This is a genomic window from Streptomyces sp. NPDC001220, assembly GCF_053597895.1.
The window spans coordinates 122010-145869 of sequence record NZ_JBSFJE010000020.1; the positions used below are offsets into that span (position 1 = coordinate 122010).

Here is a 23860-nt window from a genome sequence, read left to right on the forward strand (position 1 = left end):
GGACATTGTCCATCCCCCGGTCAGGGTGCGTCAGGCGGTGCCGGTCAGGCCCGGCCGCCCTGGTCACCCACCAGCGTGCCGATCTTCTCACCCTTGACGGCCCGCGCGATATTGCCCTCCACGAGCAGCTCGAACACCAGGATCGGCAGCCTGTTGTCGCGGCAGAGCGTGATCGCCGTGGCGTCGGCGACCTTGAGCTCGCGGGTGATGACCTCGCCGTAGCCGAGGGAGTCGAACTTGACGGCGTCCGGGTTCTTCTTCGGGTCGGAGTCGTAGACCCCGTCCACGCCGTTCTTGCCCATGAGCAGTGCCTCGGCGTCGATCTCCAGGGCGCGCTGGGCGGCGGTGGTGTCGGTGGAGAAGTACGGCATGCCCATACCGGCGCCGAAGATGACCACGCGGCCCTTCTCCAGGTGGCGCACGGCGCGCAGCGGGATGTACGGCTCGGCGACCTGGCCCATGGTGATCGCGGTCTGCACCCGGCTGTCGATGCCCTCCTTCTCCAGGAAGTCCTGGAGGGCCAGGCAGTTCATCACCGTGCCGAGCATGCCCATGTAGTCCGAGCGGGCCCGGTCCATGCCGCGCTGCTGGAGCTCGGCGCCGCGGAAGAAGTTGCCGCCGCCGATGACGACGGCGACCTCGGCGCCGTCGCGGACGACGGCCGCGATCTCACGGGCGATCTTGTGCACCACGTCCGGGTCCACGCCCAGGCCGCCGCCACCGGCGAACGCCTCTCCGGACAGCTTCAGCAGAAACCGGCCGCGTACTTTGCCGTCGTCGCTCTTCTGAGCCTTGGTGGTCATGGAGATCCCGCCTCTTTCACGTGGTGCACATACGAAGAAGGCCATTGCCGGTGGGGTCGCTTTTCGCTGCCCATGCGCGGCAATGGCCTCCTCGTCAGATCTGCTGCCGTCCGTCACGACCCTGGGTCTGGCCGGGTACCCGGACGACTGCTGTCGACCGACCCTATCGGGATTTCCCCACGGGTCGCGCGTCGATCGCGGTACGGACTCAGATGCCGACCTTGATGCGCGTGAAGCGCTTCAGGGTGACACCGGCCTCGTCCAGAACCTTCTGGACCGACTTCTTGTTGTCGAGCGCGTACGGCTGGCCGAGCAGCGTGGCGTCCTTGAAGAAGCCGTTGAGGCGACCCTCGACGATCTTCGGCAGGGCGGCCTCGGGCTTGCCCTCGGCGCGGGTGGTCTCCTCGGCGATACGACGCTCGGACTCGACGACGTCGGCCGGCACGTCCTCCTTGGAGAGGTACTTCGGCGCGAAGGCGGCGATGTGCTGGGCGACGCCCTTGGCGATCTCGGCGTTCGGCTTGTCGAGCTCGACGAGGACACCGATCTGCGGGGGCAGGTCGGGCATCGTGCGGTGCATGTACGCGAGCACGAAACCGTCGGCGTACTGCGCGAAGCGCTCCAGGACGATCTTCTCGCCGAGGTTGGCGTTGGCCTCGTCCACGAACGCCTGGACGGTCTTGCCCGGCTCGATCTCGGAGGCGAGCAGGGCGCCCAGGTCCGCGTAGGAGGACTTGGTGACGTGCTCGGCGATGGCCTTCGCGGCGGCCTGGAACTTCTCGCCCTTGGCGACGAAGTCCGTCTCGCACTTCAGCTCGACGAGGACGCCGGAGGAGTTGTCGTCGGCGATGATCGAGACCACGGCGCCGTTCTCGGCGGAGCGGCCCTCGCGCTTGGCGACGCCCTTCTGGCCCTTGATGCGGAGCGCCTCGACAGCCTTGTCGACATCGCCCTCGGCCTCGTCCAGGGCCTTCTTGCAGTCCATCATGCCGGCGCCGGTGAGCTCGCGGAGCTTCTTGACGTCAGCGGCGGTGTAGTTCGCCATGAGTCGTTAAGTCTTTCTCGAAGTCGGGAGATCTGCCCGATCCACGATCCACACGTAGATGTAGAGCGTGAATCTATGGGTGAACGGCGGGGGCGTTCGGGATGTCGCCGCCCCCGCCGTCAACGCTGACGGGTCAGGCCTGCTCGGCGTCCGCGGCGGGCGCCTCGGCCGCGGGGGCCTCGACAGCGGCCTCGGCGGCAGCCGGAGCCTCGGCCTGCTCGGCGTCGGCGACCTTCTCGGTCTCGGCGGAGGTCTGGACCTCGGGCTCGTCGGCCTTCTTCTCGCCCTCGAGCAGGTCGCGCTCCCAGGCGGCCAGCGGCTCGCCGGCGGCCTTGTCGCCCTTGCCCTCGGTGGCGACACCGGAGCGGGAGATGAGGCCCTCGGCCACGGCGTCGGCGATCACGCGGGTGAGCAGGGTGACGGAGCGGATCGCGTCGTCGTTGCCCGGGATCTTGTAGTCGACCTCGTCGGGGTCGCAGTTGGTGTCGAGGATCGCGACGACCGGGATGTTGAGCTTCCGGGCCTCACCGACCGCGATGTGCTCCTTCTTGGTGTCCACGATCCAGACGGCGCTGGGCACCTTCTGCATCTCGCGGATACCGCCGAGGGTCTTCTCCAGCTTGGCCTTCTCGCGCGACAGCACGAGAAGCTCCTTCTTGGTCAGACCGGACGCGGCGACGTCCTCGAAGTCGATCTGCTCGAGCTCCTTGAGGCGCTGCAGACGCTTGTAGACGGTCGAGAAGTTGGTGAGCATGCCGCCCAGCCAGCGCTGGTTGACGTAGGGCATGCCGACGCGGGTGGCCTGCTCCGCGATGGCCTCCTGCGCCTGCTTCTTCGTGCCGACGAACATGACCGTGCCGCCGTGGGCGACGGTCTCCTTGACGAACTCGTAGGCGCGGTCGATGTACGACAGCGACTGGAGCAGGTCGATGATGTAGATGCCGTTGCGCTCCGTGAAGATGAAGCGCTTCATCTTCGGGTTCCAACGACGGGTCTGGTGACCGAAGTGGACGCCGCTCTCCAGCAGCTCCCGCATCGTGACGACGGCCATGGCCGTATCTCCTTGAATTTCTCGGTTGTGCCGCGGGTACCGGACGGCTCCCGCGCCTGACGCCCGTTTGCGCTGTGCCACGAAGGACCGAGAAGCGCTGACTCAGATCGTTGTGCTGACCTGATGTCGGGGCGTGCGAAGTCGACCCGGTGACCCGGATCGCCAAAGGAAGTGTACGGGACCCGCGAGGCACCGGGTGACGCCGCTGTCCACAACGGGTGAGTAATCCACAGGTACCGGCCATGATCGGCGGTTTACGGGATGGTCCGGTCATGTGGGCGATGCGACGAACGATGCGGTGGGTGGGCGCGGCGGCGGTGCTGCCGCTGCTCCTGGCGGTGACCGGGACCCTGACGGCGACCGGGGCCTGGGGCCGGGCCCGGGCTCTGGCCCGGGCGGACGACTCCCCGGCCCTTCCGGGGACGGTTCCGGCGATCGGCCGCGCCTGGCCGGTGGGGGTACGACCGCCGGTCCTGCGGGGCTGGGAGCCGCCGGCGACGGTGTACGGCCCCGGGCACCGCGGGGTCGATCTGGGCGCCGCGCCCGGCGCGGAGGTCCGGGCGGTGGCGGCGGGCCGGGTCTCTTTCGCGGGGCGGGTGGCCGGGCGGGGCGTGGTGTCGGTGCGACTCGCCGGGACGGACCTGCGCACCACGTACGAACCGGTGACGGCGCAGGTCGAGAAGGGGGAGGAGGTGGCGGCGGGGCAGGTGGTGGGGACGGTGGAGCCGGCGGGTGCGCACTGTGGTGCAGGTGCGTGCGTGCACTGGGGTCTGCTCCGGGGGGACGTGTACGTGAACCCCTTGCTACTGTTGCCGCCGTGGTTGCTGAACGGCGGTCCGTCAAGACTGCTGCCGGTACTGGGGGTGCCGCTCCCGGAGGGGTGATCCCGGGGCGGAGGACGGTTGTGTGCGTGCGGGTGGGTGGGTGGGTGGGGGCTGGTCACGCGGTCTCCCGCGCCCCGGAAAGGGCGTCGGGGCTGGTCACACGGTTCCCCGCGCCCCTGAGGAGGGACTCCACTCGCGCCGACCACCCGGAAGGCCCCCGTCTCAGCCCCGCACACCCCGCAGGGCCATGGCGACGGCCGCGTCCGTGATGACCGTCGGATCCTCTGCCGCGCCCAGCTCGATGCGCCGTACCGCCGCGTCCACGACGCCCTGCACCAGCATCGCCGCCAGCCGGGGCTGCTCATGCCCCAGCTCCCCCAGCGCCTCCACGATCATCGCGACCAGCCCGCCGTGCGCGGCCCGGATCTTCTCCCGCGCCCCGGCGTCCAGCTCGCTCGCCGAGATCGCGACCACCGCCCGGTGCCGCCGGTCCCCGACCAGAGCCAGCTGCTGCCGCACATAGGCCTCGACCTTGCCCTCGCCGGAAGCCGCCCGCTCCATCGCCGCCTCGACCTCCGCCGCCCACACCGGGAAGTCGACCGCGCACAGCTCCTCGACCACCGCGGCCCGGGAACGGAAGTACTCGTACACGGACGAGCGTGCGAGTCCCGTCCGCTCGGCGAGCGCCGGGAACGTCAGCGCCTCCGTCCCGCCCTCCGACAGGAGGGACCGCGCCGCGTCCAGCAGGGCGGCTCGCTGCATCGACCGGTGCTCGGCCACGGAGGCCGCTCGAATCCTTGGCACGTCAACCACTCTACGGACGCGCCGCGCCGGACGGGAGACAGCACCACCGGGACACCGGTCACTCCCGGCCGAGACGCCCTGGAAGCTCCAGCTCAGCGGCTGAGAGTCGCCGCTCAGCGACCGAAACTCGCCAGCTTCGCGCGCAGCTGCAGCACGGACTTCGTGTGGATCTGGCTGACCCGGCTCTCGGTGACCCCGAGTACGTTGCCGATCTCGGCGAGCGTGAGCCCCTCGTAGTAGTAGAGGGTCACCACGGTCTTCTCCCGTTCCGGCAGCGTGTTGATGGCGCGCGCCAGGAACCGCCGCAGCTCCCGGTCCTCGGCCACCTCCACGGGGTTGTCCGCGGCGGTGTCCTCCAGCGTGTCCATGACGCTCAGCCCGTCGCCACCCTCACCCCCGACGTGCAGCAGCTCCTCCAGCGCCACCACGTTGGCCAGCGACAACTGGCTGAAGACGGCATGGAGTTCGTCGACCTCGATGCCCAGCTCGGCGGCCACCTCGCCCTCCGAGGGCGTCCTGCGCAGCCGGGCCTCCAGCGTGGCGTACGCCCGCTCGACGTTGCGCGCCTTCTGCCGTACGGACCGGGGGATCCAGTCCAGCGCCCGCAGCTCGTCGATCATCGCGCCCCGGATCCGGGTGATCGCGTACGTCTCGAACTTGATCTCCCGGTCGACGTCGAACTTCTCGATCGCGTCGATGAGCCCGAACACCCCGGAGGAGACGAAGTCGGCCTGCTCCACATTGGGCGGCAGACCGACGCTCACCCGCCCCGCCACGTACTTCACCAGCGGTGAGTAGTGCAGGATCAGCTGTTCCCGCAGCCGGTCGTCCCCCGTCGCCTTGTACGACCGCCACAGCTCGTCGAGCGTCGAGGGAGCCGGCGGCCGCACGCTGCCACCGTCGCGGGCGGCTGGGGGGATCGCCGCCCGGTCGGACCCGGAGGTGTGCTGGGGCATTCGTCGCCTTGTGCCGTTCTGCCGTGAAGTGCCAGGAAGTGCTGTGATGTGCCGTGAAGGGGGTGAGCAGGGGTGAAGGGTGCTGGTTGGGCGGGGTGTCGGTCTGGTGCCGGTTGGCGCGGTCTGCGCCAGGGCTTTCGTGAGCGTAGCGTGACTGAGGAGTCGCGGTGCGCGAACCTTGAGGCTCCACCCCTGCGCGGACCCCCTGCACGGCACGTCCGGCCGCGCCCGACGTGTCGCTCTGCGTGATCGGACGGAGGTGTCAACTCCGGGAATTCCCAAGGGCGTCGGGGGTTCCCCCGGACGGCCGAACACGCTCGGTCAGCGCCGACTCCGACCCTCTCGGACCGAGATCATCGCCTGGCGTGTCAACTTCCAGCCGTCGCCGTGTCGTTCGACGTAACCAAGTGCTCGGAGTTCGTACAGCCTCGCGACGGCCTCGTCCTCGGACGTCTGAGCGCCCCGTGCCACCTCTTCGGGTGACGCCGGCCGGTTCCCCGGCAGCGCGGCCAGGACCCGCCGGGCGCCGGGTTCCAGCAGGTCACGCGGGAGGACGGGACCGCGTCTGGCCGGTGCCAGCTCACCCATGTCGCCCACGAGTTCGACGACTTCCGCGGCGTCGGTGACGAGGGCGGCCTCCCCTCTCAGCAGTTCGTGCACCCCCGCCGAGAGGCCGCTGGTGGCGGGGCCGGGCACGCCCATGGTGAACCGGCCGAGCCGCTGTGCCGCCCGCGCGGTGACCAGCGACCCGCTGCGGTGGGCGGCCTCCACGACGACGGTCCCCCTGGTCAGCGCCGCGATCACCCGGTTGCGGAGCACGAACCTGCTCTGTGTCGGATGCTCACCGGGCGGCAACTCCCCCACCACCAGGCCCTGTTCCGCGATCCTGCCGATCAACTCGGTGTGCCCGCGCGGGTAGGGCCGGTCGACCCCGCAGGCCAGCACCGCGACGGTGGCGCCACCGGCGCCGAGCGCACCGCGGTGGGCGGCGCCGTCCACGCCGTAGGCGCCGCCGGACACCACCACCCAGCCGCGCTCGGCGAGCCCCGCGGCGAGGGTGGCCGCCATGTGCGCCCCGTACTCGGTGCAGGCCCGCGCCCCGACGACCGCGACGGCCCGGAGCGCCCACATCCGCAGACTGGGCCGCCCCCGCACCCACAGCCCGAGGGGACGGGCGTCCCCGAGGTCGTCGAGCTGGGTGGGCCACTCGGTGTCGCCGGGGGCGACGAAACGCACGCCGGCCTGCCGCGCCATGCCGAGGTCCCGCGCCGGGTCGGCGTGCCCGGCCCTGGCGCGGAGGCCCTCCCAGCGCGTCTCGCTCACCCCGGGCAGTGCCGTCGCCCCGCTCGCGCGCAGCCGCCGGGCCACCTCCTGGACCCCGTACTCCCGCAGCCATCGCCCGCCGGTCTCGTCGCCGGGCTCGATGACCCGGGTGAGAAGGATCCGGTCGAGCGGCCCGCCGTCGCTCATGACCCGGTCCGTTCCAGGACCGCACCGCGCCGGACGCCGGTGCGCAGCTCCAGTGCCAGGTTGACGTCGTTCCCCGACGGCCGGTCGTGGCCCGCGAGGTCGGCAAGGGTCCAGGCAACGCGGAGCACCCGGTCCAGGCCACGGGCGGTGAGCAGGCCCTGGTCGAGATCAAGTTCGGCCTTGGCGAGCGCGCCGGGCTGTACGTGCCAGCGGGTGCGCAGCTCATGGCCGGGCACCTCGCTGTTGGTGTGCCAGGGCAGCCCCTGGTAGCGGCGGGCGGCTCGCTCCCGGGCCGTGCGCACCCGGTCGGCCACGGCCGCGGAGGGTTCGGCGCCGGTGTGGAGCCGCAGCAGTTCCTCCCGGGCGACCGGCTCGACGGTCACCCTGAGGTCCACGCGGTCCAGCAGGGGGCCGGAGAGCCGGGCCCGGTACCGCCTGATCGAGGAGGGCCGGCACTCGCAGGCGTCACCGGGGGTGCCGTGCCGGCCGCAGGGACAGGGGTTGGCGGCCAGGTTGTAGACGCTGTTTAGAACTGACCACTGACCGCCAGCAGGCGAACCTGCAGCAAGTCCGGGCCATTTATCACGTCTCAGCCCCCGGCCGCGCATCTGACCGAGGGCTGCTTCGACGATCGAGGGTTGGGTCAGAATCCAGCGTGCTGAAGCAGCCTTCGGACGATGCTGGTGATGATCAGCATTCTGAAGCGCGCCTCGTCCGCGTTGGATCGGCCAGGGTGGGGCCCATCGGGGTGCGAGATGTCCCAGGCCCCCTGCATGAGTCGGCCCCACTTCTCCGGGACGACCTTCTTCTGGTCGACCATGAAGTTGATGGCGTTGCCACCCGAGGTGCCCGTGTAGCCGTACTTCTGCGCGACTCGAAAGGTCACGTCTTCGAGCATCGGTCGGAGGGCGCCGTTGCTTGCCTCGTAGTTGTGATGGTTGAGGTTGTCGACAGCCTGCTTGTAGTGATTGAGGGCGATATGAAAGCCGGCGGCGCCGAGTTGCGCCTCCAGGCCGCTGATCTCCTTCGCCATCTCGACGCCCGGCGCTTCAGTCGGGCGGATGTGATAGACGACGGGCCCCCTGTCGATCTCGATCCAGCTGTCAGGGCCGGTGTCCGTCCGGATGGTCGGGTCGTCCCACTGGAGGTCGTAGCCGTCCGCAAGAAGGGCGTCCTTGAGCTGGAACAGCAGAGTCTCTGGACCCAACTCGTCGGGGTGTCGGAAGCCGCTCGTCTGCTCCTTGGCGAACGCGAGCAGGCCGCGGTGGGCGTCCTTGTCGCCCTTCTGCGCCGCCCGCCGGGCGTCCATCAAGACCGTCTGGACGAGCCTCTCTTTGGAGGATGTCTCTGTGATGAACCGGTCCAGATTGGCGGCGAGCAAGCTGGTGTGGATCTCCTTCGCCGTTCGCGTGACAGCGATCTTGATCAGGACAGCCAGAGTGGGGCTCGAGAGGGTCTGCATCACAGTGAGACATCTTCGGTGGCCAACCACCGTTCCGTCCTGTGGTTTCCGAGATCAGCGCTCGGGCTTGTTAGACATGTTGTGAACTCTGTTTCTGGTTGACCATTGACTGCCTGACGTGGACCTGCCGCCGCCCCCCTACTGCGGAGACAGCCGGGGGTGGCGGCAGTGGCTGATCGTTACTCAGTCCCGCTCAGCGTGCCTGAGCCTTGTCAATCAGGGTCTGAGCGATCAGTCGTATCGGTTCCCAAGACTCGTCGAGCGGATCGCCTGTCTCGGCCGCAGTCAGGAGAGCGTCGATCCTGGTTTGGACGTATTGCTTGTTGGTGAGTTCCCCTTGGTAATCCTGGACCGACTCTTTATATGCCTTCCACTGAACTGGAACAGGGACACCTTTCGGACCTTGCAAACTATTCAGGCCGAAGTAGAACTCAAGGGAGCATGCCCGGCCGTTGATGTTGTCGTTGACCTCTCCTGACGGCCCGAGAGTGGGATAGGACTTCGCGTATTCGAGATCGGGAAGTAGACATGCACTATAGTGATTCGGGAGCGTGATGCCCGCGATCTGCTTGATCGCCTCCCGTCCAGCGGTGTCGTTGTCGAGGAGTCCGATCACCCGGTTCATCACCCCGGCTGCGGCGAAGCTCTTGAGATTTGCAACGACTTTATCGGTTCCCCCTTGCGCCCTTGCGGTGTCAAAGTCCATAAATTTGAAGTACCCAGCGATATCCGGTCTGACCAGTTTCAGCGCCCGGGGAAGGACACGGGAATCAAACTTGCCCTCTGTGAGCACGATGATGGGGCCGGTGCTGGCCGTCTCCTCCCGTAGGTCCTGAAGTGCCTGCGTCGAGATCTGATCAGTACTCTTGAAGGCGCCGCCTGACAGTAGGTCGCTGAGATCGAGGCGGAGGGTCGCCTGAGGGTTCTGCTCATGCAGGAGGCCTGCGATGAGCAAGCGGTGGTCAAGGTCCCCCTCGAAGAAGAACTCAAGCTTGTCTAGGCAGAGCTTCTCCAACTCGGTTAGCTTCGTCTCCATGTATGCAGGGCCGCGCTTGAGGTATGCCTGGAGGCCGATCTCCGCAATGTCGTCGTCGGTGACCTTTCGTGCAGGGTCCGAACCGGGAACAACATGCTCATGAACATCGTCCGGCCCGTCCCATGCCGTTAGGTCTCTGAAGCACTCCGTCATCTCCCGGCGGCATCGCTCTGCGGTAAATCCCATCAGATCGAGTCGCGCGGTGGCCGTTGCAACAGTTGTCTTGTAACCAAAACGCTCATCTGCGTCAACGGATTCGAATTGGTAGTCCTCGGGGTCGAGGTCGGGGTAGTCACGAAAGGTCTCAGGGTCATCGAAGTCAAAAGGTTCGGGCAGACCAGCGTTCCCTCTGTCGACCATCGTCGCCCAGCCCCAGTGCATGTATTTGTCTTCCTCTTGAAAGACGGTCATGAGTCTGGCAGGCGCATCCCACTTCCCTTCGAATATCTGGAGGTCCTCCAGGAACAGGTGCCATCTACTACCCACGTACTTCTCCGATCACGTAATGCTGCTCCCGCGGCTCGTGGGCATCCTGGCTCCACGCTTTGACATTGACGGCGTCCGCGACCAAGCGCAAGATCTTTCTCGTCCCGGGTTCACCGACGTGGTGGTCGGCTGTTGAGGCTCGTGACGTTCGCTGCCGACTTCAGGGCTTCCTGAAGCTTCTCGTTGCGGAGGGCAAGGTGCTGGATATGGGCTGCAGCGAGGGCAAGCTGGGTGCTCAGCTCACGGTTGCGTCGGCGGAGCTTCGCGTTGCGGGCGACGAGTCTGTCGTGCTCGGTCGGACCGCTGCGCAAAGCGGTGGGGGCTGCCCGGTGGTCGGCGATCTCTCGGGCGATCTCGGGGTAGCGCCGGCGGAAGGTGGTGTTCGTCAGACCGAGCCGGCGGGCCAGCATGAGGACGCTGGGGGCGGTGCTGGTCTCACGGCAGCTCTCGAGCACCTCTTGGAGGTGCTTGCGGACCAGCCCCTCGGGGAGGTCTGGGACTCTGCGGGTCATGCGGGGGCGGTCTCCTGTCCGTTGGCCGTCAGGAACTCCAGGACCTCGGCCCGCCGATGCTGGAGTCGCTGCCGGAGGCGGGGAGCCAGGGTCGGTCGAGAAGCGAGCCGTCTGTCGATGCGGGCGATCTCTCGTTGCCAGGCGGCGGTGTTCTCGGCGGTCAGCGCGACATTGCGGCAGGCCAGCGGCAGGCAGCCACCGTGCGAGGGAAGTCCCTCGCTGTTGCCGCGCCGGGCCTTCTCGCAGAGGGCTTTGACCGGGTCGTTGACGCAGGTGATGTATTCGCCGGGATAGACCGCGGGATCGTGGCGTTTCATGATCCTTTTCAGGCGGTGCTTGTCCAGGGCGACCTGGCCCTGGAACTGCGCGCGCTCGCCGAAATCCTGAAGCCGTCGGGCGGCTTCTTCGGCCGAGGGGCCGGCGAGGTCGAGGTGCTGGTGGGCTTCGATCATCTCCATGTAGCCCTCACCGCGGGCGATGGCCTGCTCGCTTTCGACCTCAGCCCGGAAGCCGGAGTCGCTGGTCCCGGCATAGCCCTCGAACATCTGGATGCTGTGGTGGCGGTATTGGATGGCGCCTGCGATGACGCCGCCGGGGCGCCGTGCGATGAACCAGGCGAGGGTTCGTCTGAATTGCCGGGTCTGGACTCTGGGCTGGCGGCCGCGCCCGGTCGCGATGGCGTCGGTGCGGTCGTGCTCGGTGCAGAGGCGGTTGACGAAGTCGACGAACTCGTTGAGCTGGTCGTTGGTGCTGTTGTTGCTCAGGGCCGGGTTGGTGCCCTTGTGGCTGCCGCCGCTGTGGGGCAGCTTGCCGAAGAGGTAGTCCTGAAGCGACGGCTGGAGCTGCTCGAGGACGTTGATCGCGCGGGCGACGGCTTCATGGACGACCCAGGTCGCGGGGACGCCGGCGACGTCGTTCTCGCCCTTGAACGCGAGACTGTTCAGTTTCCGCCGATAGGGGCGGCCGTCGGCGTCGCACTTGATGTGCAGGGATCCGCGTTTGATGTGCTTGACCTCGCAGTCCCTCATGCCGCTGAGGAAGGCGATCACGATGTAGCAGGCGGACTGCAGGTGGCGGGCGAGGGCGGCGAGGCTGTTGGTCGCGTTGTGGTTAGTGGTGATCGACTCGACCCAGGGCGCCCCGTCCAGCCGTCCCTGAACGTTGTCGACGAATGCGCTGTCGGCGACGCCGACGATGGCTGCGACCTCGTCGATGGCTTGGCGCTGCAGGCTGACGGAGTATCGGTGACAGCCCAGAACGCGTGCGAGGTAGAGGTGGTTGGGCTGTCCTTGATAGCCCGGAAGTGGACGTCCTTCAGCGACATGATCATCGAGCAGCTTCTGCAGCCTGTCTCTGGGGCGGCTGCGGTCGCGGCTCGGGGCGGGCTTGGAGCTCTGGGCTTCGCGCCACTGACGGTCGGCTTCGAGGACGTCGGAGGCGAAGTCGTCGATGAACCGCAGGGCCCAGACCAGTAAGGGCCCTAGGACTTCTTCGGGGAGTCGGTCGGTGGTGTTCTCCTGACGCCGGGCCGGCCGGGACTCGCCCCAGCCGTCGAGATGGAGAGGGTCGAAACGGAGGGCGTCCTCGCCCAGGTGCCGCCGCCAGCGCCAGAACAGCCGCAGGGGCGCCCGGGAGCGTTCGCGTTGGGCCTGGTTGTTCGGGAAGCGGGCCAGGAGGTACTTCCGGTAGTCATCGAGGTCGCCGGGCGACAGCTCGGAGAGTTCGGTTCGCTCCGGGAGCCACCTGCGGTCGAGCCACTTCAGGAACCGTTTGATCTCCGTGAACTTGCCGCGGATGGTCGCGATGCCAGGGGCGTCCTCGCCGTCCGGCAGTTCCAGGGACAGCAGGGCATAGAAGAGCCGCTTGGCCGCGGGACGGAACCGTAGCGGCAAGGTGGGGAAATTCAGGATCAGCGAACACTCGTGGGCCTGGAGCCGGGCCGGAGTGAGGATCCAGACGTCGTGGCTGTAGCGGGAGGTGTCCTCCAGGCGAGTGCCAGGCCTCAGTTCGCGGCCGTGCAGGACGTACGGATCCTTGAGCGTGACGGCCGTGGGGTTGGCGGCGAAGGTGGCGATACTCATGGTTGTTCCCAGGGGGCTTCGACCAGGTCTAGGAGGGCGTCGGGGAGAGGCTGCTGGCGTACTTTGTCGACTTCTGCCGGGGTGAACTTGGTGAGGATGTCGTGCCGGATGGCGAACCAGGCGGGGCCGTAGCGTCTCCACCAGTCGTCCTCACTCATGCGCTCGCGCAAGGCGCCCAGCCCGTTCAGCAGGCCCAGGAGCCTCGGCAGGTGAGTGCGGGTGACCAGGCAGTTTCCGCAGTGGAAGCACGCCAGGAACGAGTCGCCGCAAAGGGCTCCGGTCTCCGGATGGTGCTGGTAGTCCTCGCAGGCCGTCCAAGCAGTGTCGAGCTCGCCGTCGGCGAGTGCCCGTGCGGTCTGCGATGCCAGGCCGGCGTCTTCGAGCTGCTGCGATGACTCGGCGTCGGGAATCACGGTGGGTGCGCCGCGGCGGCCGATGGCGGCGGCATGTGCGTCCCGGGCTGCTTGCTCGGCGTCTTCAAGGGCCTCGGTGATCACTTCCTCGGCCCACTCGCGGGTGGTCTCGTCCGGCTTGAGGTAGTTCTTGAAGAGCACCTGGGCGGTATTGCTTTTCGCGGAGGACGGCAGATGGCCGCCGAGCTGCTTGGTGCGGCGCGCGTCGACACTGGTCTTGATCTTGTTGAAGGTCACCTTGAGCGGCTGCGGCCGACGGGGGGCCGGATCCTCGTCCTGCTTCTCGGCCGTGTCCTTCTGCGCCTGCCGGGGAGGAGGCAAATCTGCGAGCACGGGCTTCGGCCGGTCGGCCGCCCACTGGGACAGCTCGATGGCGGCCGCGCTATGAAGGCTGATCTCGAAGGGGGCCCAGTGCTCGTCCCGGCCGGTGATCTTTTTCTTCTGGCCGTTGCGCCAGAAGCAGATGGCTGCGGAGGAGCCGCAGAATCCGCGACTGCGGGCCGTCAGTTCCAGCAGCAGGAGGTAGAGACCGCCAGGGGTGTGCAGTTCGCGCTCCTTCGGGCCGATCTCCCAGGTCACCGTCTCGGTCCACCGTTTGGTGCCGTGTCGGCGCTTGACCGTGATGAGCTCGACGGCGCGGTCCTCCAGGACTCGGTGCTTGGCCGGAAGCTCCTTGATCGTCTCGCCGTTGCGCTCGGTGACCAGTGCCAGCAAGACCGTCAGCGGAGCCAGATCCCGCCAGGTCAGGAACAGCTGAGAGGCGAGTTCGATCCGCCAGGTCTGTTGGCCGATGCAATGGACGGACTCCGGCCAGGGGACCTCTCCGGTGGCAGCCACTGCAGCCAGGACCTCAGCCCGCTCCCTTTCCTGGGGGGACAGCTTGCCGGGGTCGTCGTGGAACTGGCGGACCAGTTGTTCGCCAGCGCGGATCCGGCGAGCGATGCGGGCGGTGTCTGCTCTCGCGGCGGCCGTCAGGCGGTCAAGCTCGCCGTGTGAGTAGCCGCCGACCGATTCGGGTTCGATGTCGCTCAAGCGCCGGTTGAAGGCGTCCCAGGCGTCAGTGGGTAACTGGTCCTTCAGACGCAGATCACGGAACTGGAGCCGCATCTCGATCATGTCCCGGTGCCGCGTGCGCGGTGACGAGTCGGGGCGGGCATAGAAGGCGTCGACGTGGGCCCGGGTGAGCTCGCCAGGAACGGTCGGCGCCGAGAACGCCTTCGCGAGGAAGCGGGCCCATCTGCTGACCGCCGCCCAACTGCCGCGGGCGCCCTCCAAGGTCCGCAGGCCGCTGGGGCCGATCCGCAGGGCCAACGATTCGGCCAGCAGCGGGTGCCAGCCCGGCATCGGGAGATCACCGAGGTCGAAGCTCGCGCGACGGTTGTCATCGCCGTGGAAGTCGACCACCAGTCCGCCCGCCCGACTCTCCCGGACCGGCGAAGGCGCCTCGTAGCCGTTCGGCGGCAGGTTGGACGGGCGGCCGGGTCCGGTGCTGCCGCGGCCCCTGCGGGTCACGCCATCACCTCGCTCTCCGGGAGGTCGCTTGGTGGCTTCTCGTCCCCGAGGGTGCCGATCGGCGTGTCGCGGGGGTCCTCCCAGGTGTCGGGGACGAGGGCCATGCGGGTCTCCATCTCCAGTTCCTGCAAGGCGTGCAGATAGATCAAGGTCGACAGTTGCGAGGCGTGTCCGAGCCTTCGGCGGACCCAGTCCATGGGGTCACCGAAGATCCGCTGGTAGTGCAGTCGCTGGGCCGGGTTCATGTCACCGAGCGCTGCGATGTGCCCGCGCTGCAGCTGTTCGAGAGTGATGACCGCGAACGTGTGCCGAAGGAGATGCGCGTGGGCGTAGAAGTCCAGGCCCTGCTCCTGGCACCGCCGGTTGGCGTCGGTGAACATGTCCTTCCAGGTCGACAAAGACAACGGCATGCCGCCCTCACCGAGCCAGAACATCGCCGGCTCCAGGCCGTCCTCGGTGTCGATCAACAGTCGCTGACGCTCGCGCGGGCCGAGGAGCCGAACGTCGACCGTCTCGCCCCGGTTGATGCCGCTCGTGTACTGAGCCATGTGAGGCCTCCGCGGATCGGAGATCACGATCGGCCGCCGGATCTTGCCGTAGCGGCCGGCGTTCCGAGCCTCCTCGATGACCCACCGCCGGTCCTCAGCCGCGTAGGCCGTCAGGTCCCGGCGGACCGAGGCCGGCTCATAGACCCAGCGGGCCGAATTGCGCTTCGCGATCGCCGCGGGCAGCCAGGACTTGCTGTAGCCCGCAGGGCCCGGCCCGGTCGGCACTTCTGTGATGAGACGGCTGGCCTGTTCCTCCAGCCGCAGGCCGGTGCGCACCGTTGAGTCGGTGAAGGTTCCGTTGCGTGAGGCCCACCGGCCGCGAAAGTTGTCCCGGGGCAGGCCCTCCCGGTCGTAGCCGAGGACACCGACATCCCGCCAGCGCCGATAGGACGGTGCAGGAAGCCACTCCATAACTTGACCGCCCACGTCGTGGGCGTAGGTCGCCGGCACCGTCTTCTCCGCGCCGCCCGACTTTCGGCGTTGTTGCCTGCCCCTCTTCTGGTCCTGGTGCTCATCGCGCGGTGGCCGCTGCGGGATCGGCACCTCCGGCACCCACAGCTTCTTCTTCGCATAGACGTAGAACTGCTGAAGGTGGGAGAGCTCCTGGCTCCACGTGTCGCCGTCAACTCGCGGCCCTCGAAGATCACGGCGCCGCCAGTAGTAGTAGGCCGTGTGATCAGCTTCAGTCGCGTCCCGCCAGTCCTTCCCGCCTCGGCTCTGGTGCAGGAAGTTCAGCTTCCGGCAGAGGGCCGACGCTCGGTTGAGTTGGCTGTTCAGCGGTCCTTCCATCAGATTCACCTGATGGAAGTACGAATTCAGGTCCGTGTCGTAGACGAAGCACGGCGACAACAGGTACGGCGTCCCGTCAGGAATCCCCAGGTCATCGAGCCACAGCTCCCACTCATCCGGGGAAACCTGCAGGTGCCAGGGCTGCGGCTCAGGCTGCGGCAGATCCCGCGAGCTGTAGTGGACTGACCAGGCACCTTGTCTCAACACCTGCGGACCGTACAGCTACTTGGTCACTGACCGAATGTGCACAAGCGAGCACCATGAGGAACTTCGCCGGCATCCGCAGCATCCCGGCGGCCCGGGCGACCACGACGTGACCGGACTCCAGAGGCTGGCGCAGGGCGTCCAGGACGCTGCTGTGGAACTCGGCGGCCTCGTCCAGGAAGAGCACGCCGTGGTGGGCCAGGGACACCGCTCCGGGGCGTGGCAGGCCGGTTCCGCCGCCGACCAGCGAGGCCATGGTGGCCGAGTGGTGCGGAGCGCAGTAGGGCGCCCGGTCGACGAGTGGATGGCCCGGCGGCAGTATCCCGGCGACCGAGTGGACGGCGGTGACCTCCAGGGACTCCTGGCGGCTCAGCTCGGGCAGCAGCCCCGGCAGCCGCTCGGCCAGCATGGTCTTGCCGGCTCCGGGCGGGCCCTTGAAGAAGACGTGATGGCGTCCGGCCGCCGCCACCTCCAGGGCGGCCCGGGCCACCGGCTGCCCGGCGACGTCGGCCAGGTCGGGTGCGTGTTCGCCGGTCGCCATGCCGGTGCCGAGCCCCATGCCGGGGAGGGCCAGCCCCGCGAGGAAGGGGTCGGAGCGGATCTCGCCGGGAACGGGCTCCTCGTCCGGCACCGGTTCGTCGGTGAGGACCGCGATCAGCTGGCGCAGGCTCCGTACGCCGAGCACCGACACGCCCGGCACCAGCGAGGCCTCCGGCGCCGCGCTCTCGGGTACGACCACCTGCTCGTATCCGGCGTCGGCGGCGGCCAGTACGGCCGGCAGGATGCCCCGGACCGGCCGCACCCGCCCGTCCAGGCCCAGCTCGCCGATCATCACGATCTCGGCGAGCACCCGGGGATCGATACGTTCGGCCGCGCCGAGCACCGCCGCGGCGACCGCCAGATCGAAGCCGCTGCCGCTCTTCGGCACCGACGCCGGGCTCAGCCCCACCGTGAGCTTCTTCGAGGGCCAGGCCGCCCCCGAGTTCACCACTTCCCTGATGATGTGATCTGTTCAAGCGCGCAAGGAGGGGCTCGGGTTGAGAGAGTGGCACGTGGTGTGGGTTCCAGACTCGGGGCAGTGGGGAACGCCGCCCACGGACGGCAGCTTCGGGGTGCATGACCTGCCGGGGGCGGTGGCCCGTATCGGTCTAAAGCCCGGCGATCCCGTGTACGTCAGGCCGGACGGCATGGTGGACCGGGATTTCTTGGATCTCGTACGATCCACGGTTTTCCGAAACCTGGAACGGGAGACGAAGAGAAACTATGGGACGGACTACCGGCTACTGCTGAATTATCTGTCCTCGCGCGGGCTGTCATGGAGGGAAGCGACGCCGCGGGTTTTGGAGGATTACCGGGACTGGCGGTGCGATGCCCCAGAGAATCCCACCCTGATCAGCGGCACAAAGTGGGACCGCGAGGCTGCGGCGTTCACGAAACTGTTCAAGTGGGGCAAGGTCTACCCCTTGCCGGTGGATGTCTCGCGAAGCGAAGACCGAGCGGCGGACTCCGTCAGCTCGCGAGTGTCGTGGGGGACCCCGCGGACCTGGGGCTTGTGGTCAGACATCGGGTTGCGCGGTCACACCCGCGCCGGTCTCGCAGCGCCGATGTGGGAATCACGGACTGAGCTGCGGAACACGAGCTTCGTGCAGCTCCTGCTGAGCTCGGGCCTGCGGCGACAAGAAGGCGGTTCGCTGCTCCTTTTCGAGCTGCCGACTCAGCGCCTGCGCCATGGCCGCTACATGCATGGCCGCATCGCTGGCGCGGTGACCAGGTCCAAGAACAGTCGGACGTTCTACGCGTCAGTGGATTCCGTCGGCCAGGCCGAGGCGTACGTCGAATCGGAGCGGGCGTGGGCAGTGCAACGCGCCCAAGAGGCAGGCCGCTATCAGCGTCTGCCGATGATGCGGCTGGTCACACGGGTGACGCATGGTCTGAGACCGAAGGTCGAGTGGGTGGATTCGGACGGTGTTGTCGGCGGCAAGGAGCTCAGCCGTCTGGGCTGGCGTGAGCGGCAGTGGTTGTTCGTCGAGGGACCGGAGGGGCCGGAGCCAGCGTGGTTGTGGCTGACGGAACAGGGTTTGCCGATGGCCCCTGACCGATGGAACGGTGTATTCCGGATAGCCAATCTGCGCTGCGAGATGACCCTCCTGACAGAGGAAGAGCGGAAGATCCGGCGGCAGTTCAGGCTGGCAGAGGTACAGGGCAAGACCCCGTACATGACGCCCCACTCCTGCCGGCACTCGATGGCGCTCTACATGCTGATCTTGCTGAACGAGCTGTTCGAAAAGCGCTACGGGCTCACCAAGAAGGACCGGCGGGACTTCGCCCTGCTGTTCGGCGACCCGTGGTGGCTGGTCAAGACGTTGCTGGGGCATGCGGACGTGGAGACGACGAAGCGGCACTACCTCGCGCCGGTCGCGCATCTGCAACTCGAGTCGATCCTCGCTGCTGCAGAGACCACCGATGAGGGCGAGGATGTCGAGGATCTAGATGGCGTGTTCGCCCGGCTGGCCCGGGAGACGGCGGGTATCCAGGACATCGACCTGCTCCTCGGGGCAGTGTCGTGAGCAGGCGGGGACACAGGGCCCAGCCACCGCCTCCCGACCATCGTGTCGAGCCGGCGCTGGTCCCAGGGTCTGTCGTCGTGACGGTCACCAACAAGGCCGGCCGCAGGGCTGAGTACGACTTCGGCGGCCTTGAGGTGGCTGGACCGATGCAGCGGTCGCTGGCCGCAGCGTTTGCCGCCCAGTCGCGCAACTGGACCAGTCACCGAACGGCAAACACCTGCTGGAGCAAGATCGGGCTGTTCGCCCAGTTCGTCGGCTCGTTGGAGTGCCCGCCTGATGACCTTGACGGTCTGACGGTCGCCGCGCTTCAGAGTTGGCGGGATAAGCACGTTGGCACGAATAGCGGTAGAGGCCTGCTCAGCATGGTGCGTACCTTGCTGCGGCAGGATCCGCGGCTGGCTGTCGGGCCGGTAGCGGAAGAACTGGCCCGCCGGATTCCATCGCCAGCACCGAGTAAGCAGTCCTATGAGCAGGCCGAGCGGGAGCGGGTGGTGCTTGCCGCTCGGCGCCAGTTCCGCGCGGCCTTTCTCCGGATCAGTGAGAACACTCGACTGCTGGAAGAGTGGCGGGCGGGTCATCTTGTTGCGGGCAGCCGCGAGTGGAAGATCGGGAAAATTCTCGATCACACCGCCCGCATGGGAGACGTGCCGCGCACGACCTATCCGGGCGGGCAGGTCCACGTGACGCATCGCAAGCTGCTGGGGGGCAACCGTTCGGAGAAGACCTGGGGCCGGTTGTTCCTCGACCGCTCGGAGCTCACGGCGCTAGCAGTGCTGCTGACCGACCAGTTCGGATGGAATCTGTCCCAGTACGACCGCATGCCAGTGCCGACTGCGGCGCCGTCGGCCGGTGAGACGACCTCGGTGACCTACCAGATTCAGGTCGAAAAGCACCGCGCCGGTAAGGGGCGGTGGTTCTCCACCGAGAACGTGACCGATTCAGGGGCCGATTCCCCCGGGAGGCTGGTTACCCAGGCTCTGGCGGCCACGGCTCACGGCCGTGCGCTCGCCAACACGCTGGTGCCGGGTACTGACCTGCTGATGGTCGCTCGCAGCCACCGACCCGAGAAGGAGCACGGGGACTTGGACCGGCCCGCCTCGCTGGGCCCTCTGGATTTCGGGATCCCGGACGATCTGGCGTCGTGGTGGGCGCGCGGCCAGGGGCTGGGCGGGTCGCCGTTCCAGCGGGCTCGCCGGACCACGGTGACTCATGTGGGCCGTCCGTTGCAGCACACGCAAGGCACCCACGAGAGCATCTACGTTCTGCCCGACCCGCAGGTTCAAAAGGCCTCTCGTGGTGTCTTCGAAGCTGGTGCTCTGGAGGCTCTGGCTCAAGCCCGCTCCACCGTCTTCGGCGGGAAGATCGCGGACTCGCCGGACCCGAGCCATCAAGAGACGGCAACAGCGGACTGCGAGGACGAGGACTCCAGTCCTTGGCCAGCTCCCGAGGGCGGTTGCGGGGCAGACTTTCTGCTCTGTCTGGCCTGTCCCAACGCCCATGTCCACCCTGGCCATCACCCGCGGCTCGCGTACCTGTACGAGCAGATCCTGAGTCTGCGGTCCGTTACGGACGATCGCAGGTTCCGTGAGCGCTGGGGCGATCACGTGCTGCGGCTTGAGAACCTCCGCGACAAGATCGGTCTGACCGCCTGGACGGCGGACCCGGGCCGGGTCAGCGACAACGACCGCACGATTGTCCGGCTTCTGCTGAAGGAAGGACTCGCGCCATGACCAGCCTTGCCGAAGCCGACCCCTACGTCCTGTCTCTACCCGGACCGGACAGCCCAGCGATCCTGCCGCAGTGGATCAAGCCCGGCAATGTGCACGCTAATGCCCGCTACGGCGCAGCCATCTGGCCTCTGGCTCCGCTCATCGACAATCCCGGCACCAGTCTGTTCACGATCTACTGGAGGGGCTGCCCGGCCCCCTTCCTCGATCAGGTCAAACTTGCCACCTGGACGATGATCAACGGCCGGCTCCGGCCGACCTACCTCCAGGACCGAGGGACCCGTGCCCGAGCCAGGACATCCGCCGCTGATATGCGGGACACCTGCTACGAGTGGCTGAGGCTGGCGCGCTGGCTGCACGTACGCCGCATCACGAGCCTCGACGCCTGCACCGAGGATGTGTGGCGCGCCTATATATCCGAGCGCTTGACCGACGGCGTGATCCGTGGCAGCGCGGAAAAGATCTGCGCGCGCTTGACGGATCTGTGGGCATTCGATCAGCTCAGTGCCAGCCCTGCGGGCATCATCCGGCCTCCCTGGGAGGAGGAGGGGGTTGACGACTATCTCCCCTCGGCTGATGGCTCGCGCGCAGAGAACAGCATGGAACCGCTCGACCCGAAGGTCCTCGGTCCCCTGTTGGTCTGGGCGATCCGGTTTGTTGACGACTTCGCCGACGACATCCTCGCGTCCTGGCAGGCGCGTGAGCGCCTGCTCGCCACGGCCGCGAACAACGAGGCCGGCCCAGAGGGCTTGGCAGCTCTCGCCCAGCTTCTGCTTCCTGCGGCGCGGTCAGGCGAGCCGCTCCCCTCCGTGCAGATGCACGGCCGGCGCAGTCTGGCGCGAACATACGTGGCCGCCCTCACCGGTGCGAGCCTGAGCCAGGTCGACCGGTTCAACGAGCGGCATCGCCTCTCGGAGTTGGCCAACGCACGGCCGGGTCCCTGTCCTTTGCCGGTGCCGGTCACCGGGCAGATCAACGGGAAACCCTGGCGCGAGCACATGGACTTCGACGAGGCTGGCGAGCTCATGCGGCACCTCGGCACCGCAGCGGTGATCATCTGCCTCTACCTGACAGGTATGCGTCCGCAGGAAGTGCAGGGTCTGCGGTCTGGCTGCTGCCCTGACCCGGAGCCTGCCGCCGACGGCACGCCCGGTCGTCACCTGATCCGCAGCCGTCATTACAAGAACGTCACCGACGAGGACGGCAACCACATCTCAGCAGGCGAGGAACGGGAAGTTCCATGGGTTGCCATCACGCCCGTCGTGCACTCCATCCGTGTCCTCGAACGCATGGTGCCTCCGGGGGAAATGCTGCTGAGCTCCTCCCACCACGACTACATCTACCGGCGCAGCCTTCCCGGAGTGCTGAAAGGTTCGTCATTGAGGGACCGGATTGAAGACTTCGTGGCATGGGCGAACCACGAGGCGCACGTCCATCACCTGCCCGACCAGGTCATCCCCGAAGATCCGCAGGGAGCCATCGGTATGGCGCGGTTCAGAAGGACTCTGGCCTGGCACATCGCCCGCCGCCCGGGCGGGTTGATCGCGCTGGCGATTCAGTACGGGCATATGCGCACCGTGCTGAACGCCCGCACGTCCAGTGCCTACGGTTCCCGTAGCCGGGGCGGCATCCACAGCGTCCTCGACGTCGAAACTGCGCTGGCTGCCGCAGACACCGCCGCTCACCTGCGCGACCGTCTCGCCGACGGGGAGAAGATCTCTGGCCCTGCCGCCCGCCGGGCCATCACCGCTGCTGCGTCGACCCCCCGGTTCGAAGGGCGGATCGTGCCCCGCACGTTCGCGAAGAAAGCGGCCAAGTTCCTGGCCCGTGACGGTGTCGTGCTCTACGACAACCCGGACGCTTTCCTGATCTGCGCATTCAAGCATGACAACGCGCTTTGCGAGCCCGAACCGGACGCCACTGCACCGAGGCAGTACGCCTGTCAGACAGGCTGCGGAAACACCGTCCGCACCGATGGCCACGCCCGTGACATGCGGGAACGAGCCGATGAAATCGACCAGTTGGCCGCCACTGGACCGGAGAAGATCGCCAGGCGCCTTCGACGCAACGCCGACAACCTGCGCGTCGCCGCCGACGCCCACGACGCCACCGCCCAGAGCGCCGAGGACTTCACATGAACCCACAGCACCACGACGAGCGCACCCGCATTCGCGAGGCAATGAACCGGCTCCTTGCCGGACAGGCCGCCCTTTCCAACGGCGGCCTCACCGCCACTGCGCTCGCAGTAGAGGCGGGCGTCCACCGCATGGCCCTGCTCAAGCGCCACGTCGACCTGAAGAATGAGTTCTACCAGCGTGTCCGCGTCGAGACCCAGCAGGTGCCGGAGCCAGAACAGCGGCTGCGGGAGACGGTCGCCAAGCTCAAGAAGACGCTCAACAACAAGGAGAAGGAACTCAAAGAACTCCGTCAGCTGGTGACCAATCTGACGCTGGCCAACGCCGTCCTCACCCACCAACAACACACACCACTGCCCTCGTCGCCGGACCTCCTGGCTGCGGACAACGTCATCCCCTTCCGCCCACTCGACTCCTGACGCGGTCCGGGGATCGACATCGGCACGCCAACCCAGCTCAGAGACCTCCCCCGCGGTGCACGACTACGTCGCGCTCGCCGGGGGTGTCCTGTAGTTAGAGGGCGTCTGAAAAGCCGGTCAGCGGGCAAGTCACCTGACAGCGGGGCAGTGACGCACGTGCGGGGGCTGGGGTGTGCGCGCTGCGTACCCGTTACCCGACGGATCTTTACGATCTGGAGTGGGAGATCCTCCGTCCGCTGGTTCCGGCGGTCAAGCCCGGTGGGCGACCGGCGAAACACACGCGACGGGAGATCATCAACGCGTTGGCGTACTGGCTGCGGGCCGGCTGCGCCTGGAGGCTGCTGCCGCATGACCTGCCGCCGTGGCAGACCGTCTACCACTACTGGCGACAGTGGCAGCACGAAGGCGTGTGGGAGCGCATGTTGACGGCGCTCCGCGAACGCGAGCGGGTGCAACTCGGCCGGGAACCCACTCCCAGCGCGGCCATCGTGGACAGTCAGAGCGTGAGGGCCAGTGAGCGCGGCGGCCTGCACGGGTACGACGGCGGCAAGAAGGTCAGCGGCATCAAGCGCCACCTGCTCGTCGACACCCGCGGCACCGTCCTGGCGGCCTGCGTGAGCCCGGCGAACGTCGGCGATCGCGACGGAGCTGCAGTCCTGTTCGCGCGGGCTGCCGATGCCCTCCCGCGCCTTCGGCACGTGTGGGCGGACCAGGGCTATCGTGGCGCCGACTTCCATGCCTGGGCACGCGAAACCACCGGCATCACCGTGCAGGTCGTGCAGCGCCGCGACGGAGGGGGCCGCTCGACCTGGGCGAAGGTAGGAACACCGCCTCCGGAAGTACCCCTATTTGCGGTGGTCCCGCGCCGGTGGGTCGTAGAGCGGACGTTCGCCTGGCTGGGACGGTGCCGCCGCCTGTCGAAGAACTACGAGTACCTGCGCGTCTGCTCGGAGAACGCCATCTACTTCACCATGGCCATGCTCCTCGCGCGCCGCCTGGCAAAACCAGCCCGCTGA

18 protein-coding genes and 2 pseudogenes are annotated in these 23860 nt (G+C 67.7%); 6 read left to right on the forward strand and 14 right to left on the reverse strand.

Annotated features, from left to right (window positions below; genetic code table 11):
* Positions 1 to 44: 44 nt before the first annotated feature.
* The 3 genes from pyrH to rpsB all read right to left on the reverse strand — a co-directional run bounded on the left by pyrH (position 45) and on the right by rpsB (position 2899).
* The gene (gene pyrH / locus ACWDGI_RS37230; protein WP_450766862.1) at positions 45 to 803 is read right to left on the reverse strand and encodes a UMP kinase; all 759 of its coding nucleotides are present in this window, start codon (positions 801 to 803) and stop codon (positions 45 to 47) included.
* A 208-nt stretch (positions 804 to 1011) separates the two neighbouring features.
* Positions 1012 to 1848 carry a translation elongation factor Ts gene (gene tsf / locus ACWDGI_RS37235; RefSeq protein ID WP_450766864.1) on the reverse strand — a complete coding sequence of 279 codons (837 nt, stop codon included), beginning with the start codon at positions 1846 to 1848 and terminating at the stop codon, positions 1012 to 1014.
* Positions 1849 to 1981: 133 nt separating this feature from the next.
* The gene (gene rpsB, locus ACWDGI_RS37240) at positions 1982 to 2899 is read right to left on the reverse strand and encodes a 30S ribosomal protein S2 (protein ID WP_450766866.1); all 918 of its coding nucleotides are present in this window, start codon (positions 2897 to 2899) and stop codon (positions 1982 to 1984) included.
* A gap of 281 nt (positions 2900 to 3180) precedes the next feature.
* On the opposite strand from rpsB, the gene ACWDGI_RS37245 reads away from it, so the two are divergent.
* A complete protein-coding gene (locus ACWDGI_RS37245; protein ID WP_450766868.1) occupies positions 3181 to 3783 on the forward strand; it encodes a murein hydrolase activator EnvC family protein in 603 nt (200 codons plus the stop codon).
* A 162-nt stretch (positions 3784 to 3945) separates the two neighbouring features.
* On the opposite strand, the gene ACWDGI_RS37250 is transcribed toward ACWDGI_RS37245, so the two are convergent.
* The 11 genes and pseudogenes from ACWDGI_RS37250 to ACWDGI_RS37300 form a co-directional block, all read right to left on the reverse strand.
* On the reverse strand, positions 3946 to 4503 hold the full coding sequence (locus tag ACWDGI_RS37250; protein WP_450766938.1) for a TetR/AcrR family transcriptional regulator: 558 nt from the start codon (positions 4501 to 4503) through the stop codon (positions 3946 to 3948).
* Between the two features lie 137 nt (positions 4504 to 4640).
* The gene (gene whiG / locus ACWDGI_RS37255) at positions 4641 to 5483 is read right to left on the reverse strand and encodes an RNA polymerase sigma factor WhiG (RefSeq protein WP_089098491.1); all 843 of its coding nucleotides are present in this window, start codon (positions 5481 to 5483) and stop codon (positions 4641 to 4643) included.
* Positions 5484 to 5804: 321 nt separating this feature from the next.
* Positions 5805 to 6953 (reverse strand): DNA-processing protein DprA, encoded by a 1149-nt coding sequence (gene dprA, locus ACWDGI_RS37260; RefSeq protein WP_450766870.1) that lies wholly within the window; start codon positions 6951 to 6953, stop codon positions 5805 to 5807.
* Positions 6950 to 7465 (reverse strand): annotated as a pseudogene (locus ACWDGI_RS37265) (magnesium chelatase subunit ChlI family protein); the annotation flags it as partial. The pseudogene ACWDGI_RS37265 and the gene dprA, both read right to left, overlap by 4 nt.
* 131 nt (positions 7466 to 7596) lie before the next feature.
* A complete protein-coding gene (locus ACWDGI_RS37270; protein ID WP_450766872.1) occupies positions 7597 to 8418 on the reverse strand; it encodes a hypothetical protein in 822 nt (273 codons plus the stop codon).
* Positions 8419 to 8608: 190 nt separating this feature from the next.
* The gene (locus ACWDGI_RS37275) at positions 8609 to 9937 is read right to left on the reverse strand and encodes a HEPN/Toprim-associated domain-containing protein (RefSeq protein WP_450766874.1); all 1329 of its coding nucleotides are present in this window, start codon (positions 9935 to 9937) and stop codon (positions 8609 to 8611) included.
* A 110-nt stretch (positions 9938 to 10047) separates the two neighbouring features.
* On the reverse strand, positions 10048 to 10449 hold the full coding sequence (locus ACWDGI_RS37280; protein WP_450766876.1) for a hypothetical protein: 402 nt from the start codon (positions 10447 to 10449) through the stop codon (positions 10048 to 10050).
* Positions 10446 to 12530, reverse strand: coding sequence for a hypothetical protein (locus tag ACWDGI_RS37285; protein ID WP_450766878.1), 2085 nt, complete (start codon positions 12528 to 12530; stop codon positions 10446 to 10448). Before ACWDGI_RS37285 ends, ACWDGI_RS37280 begins: the two co-directional genes overlap by 4 nt.
* Positions 12527 to 14347, reverse strand: coding sequence for a hypothetical protein (locus tag ACWDGI_RS37290; protein ID WP_450766880.1), 1821 nt, complete (start codon positions 14345 to 14347; stop codon positions 12527 to 12529). The genes ACWDGI_RS37285 and ACWDGI_RS37290 overlap by 4 nt, the downstream gene beginning before the upstream one ends.
* 104 nt (positions 14348 to 14451) lie before the next feature.
* Positions 14452 to 15792: a tyrosine-type recombinase/integrase gene (locus ACWDGI_RS37295; RefSeq protein ID WP_450766882.1), complete on the reverse strand. Its 1341-nt coding sequence runs from the start codon at positions 15790 to 15792 to the stop codon at positions 14452 to 14454.
* Positions 15793 to 15991: 199 nt separating this feature from the next.
* Positions 15992 to 17005: pseudogene (locus ACWDGI_RS37300) on the reverse strand (ATP-binding protein); the annotation flags it as partial.
* Between the two features lie 28 nt (positions 17006 to 17033).
* Between ACWDGI_RS37300 and ACWDGI_RS37305 the strand changes: the two are divergent.
* From ACWDGI_RS37305 to ACWDGI_RS37325, 5 genes are all read left to right on the forward strand, one after another.
* Positions 17034 to 18563 (forward strand): integrase, encoded by a 1530-nt coding sequence (locus ACWDGI_RS37305; RefSeq protein WP_450766884.1) that lies wholly within the window; start codon positions 17034 to 17036, stop codon positions 18561 to 18563.
* Between the two features lie 77 nt (positions 18564 to 18640).
* On the forward strand, positions 18641 to 20293 hold the full coding sequence (locus tag ACWDGI_RS37310; RefSeq protein ID WP_450766886.1) for a hypothetical protein: 1653 nt from the start codon (positions 18641 to 18643) through the stop codon (positions 20291 to 20293).
* Complete coding sequence (locus ACWDGI_RS37315; protein ID WP_450766888.1) at positions 20290 to 22428, forward strand: integrase; 2139 nt, start codon at positions 20290 to 20292, stop codon at positions 22426 to 22428. The genes ACWDGI_RS37310 and ACWDGI_RS37315 overlap by 4 nt, the downstream gene beginning before the upstream one ends.
* Positions 22425 to 22844: a hypothetical protein gene (locus ACWDGI_RS37320; protein WP_450766889.1), complete on the forward strand. Its 420-nt coding sequence runs from the start codon at positions 22425 to 22427 to the stop codon at positions 22842 to 22844. Before ACWDGI_RS37315 ends, ACWDGI_RS37320 begins: the two co-directional genes overlap by 4 nt.
* A 170-nt stretch (positions 22845 to 23014) precedes the next feature.
* Positions 23015 to 23860: an IS5 family transposase gene (locus tag ACWDGI_RS37325; RefSeq protein WP_450766891.1), complete on the forward strand. Its 846-nt coding sequence runs from the start codon at positions 23015 to 23017 to the stop codon at positions 23858 to 23860.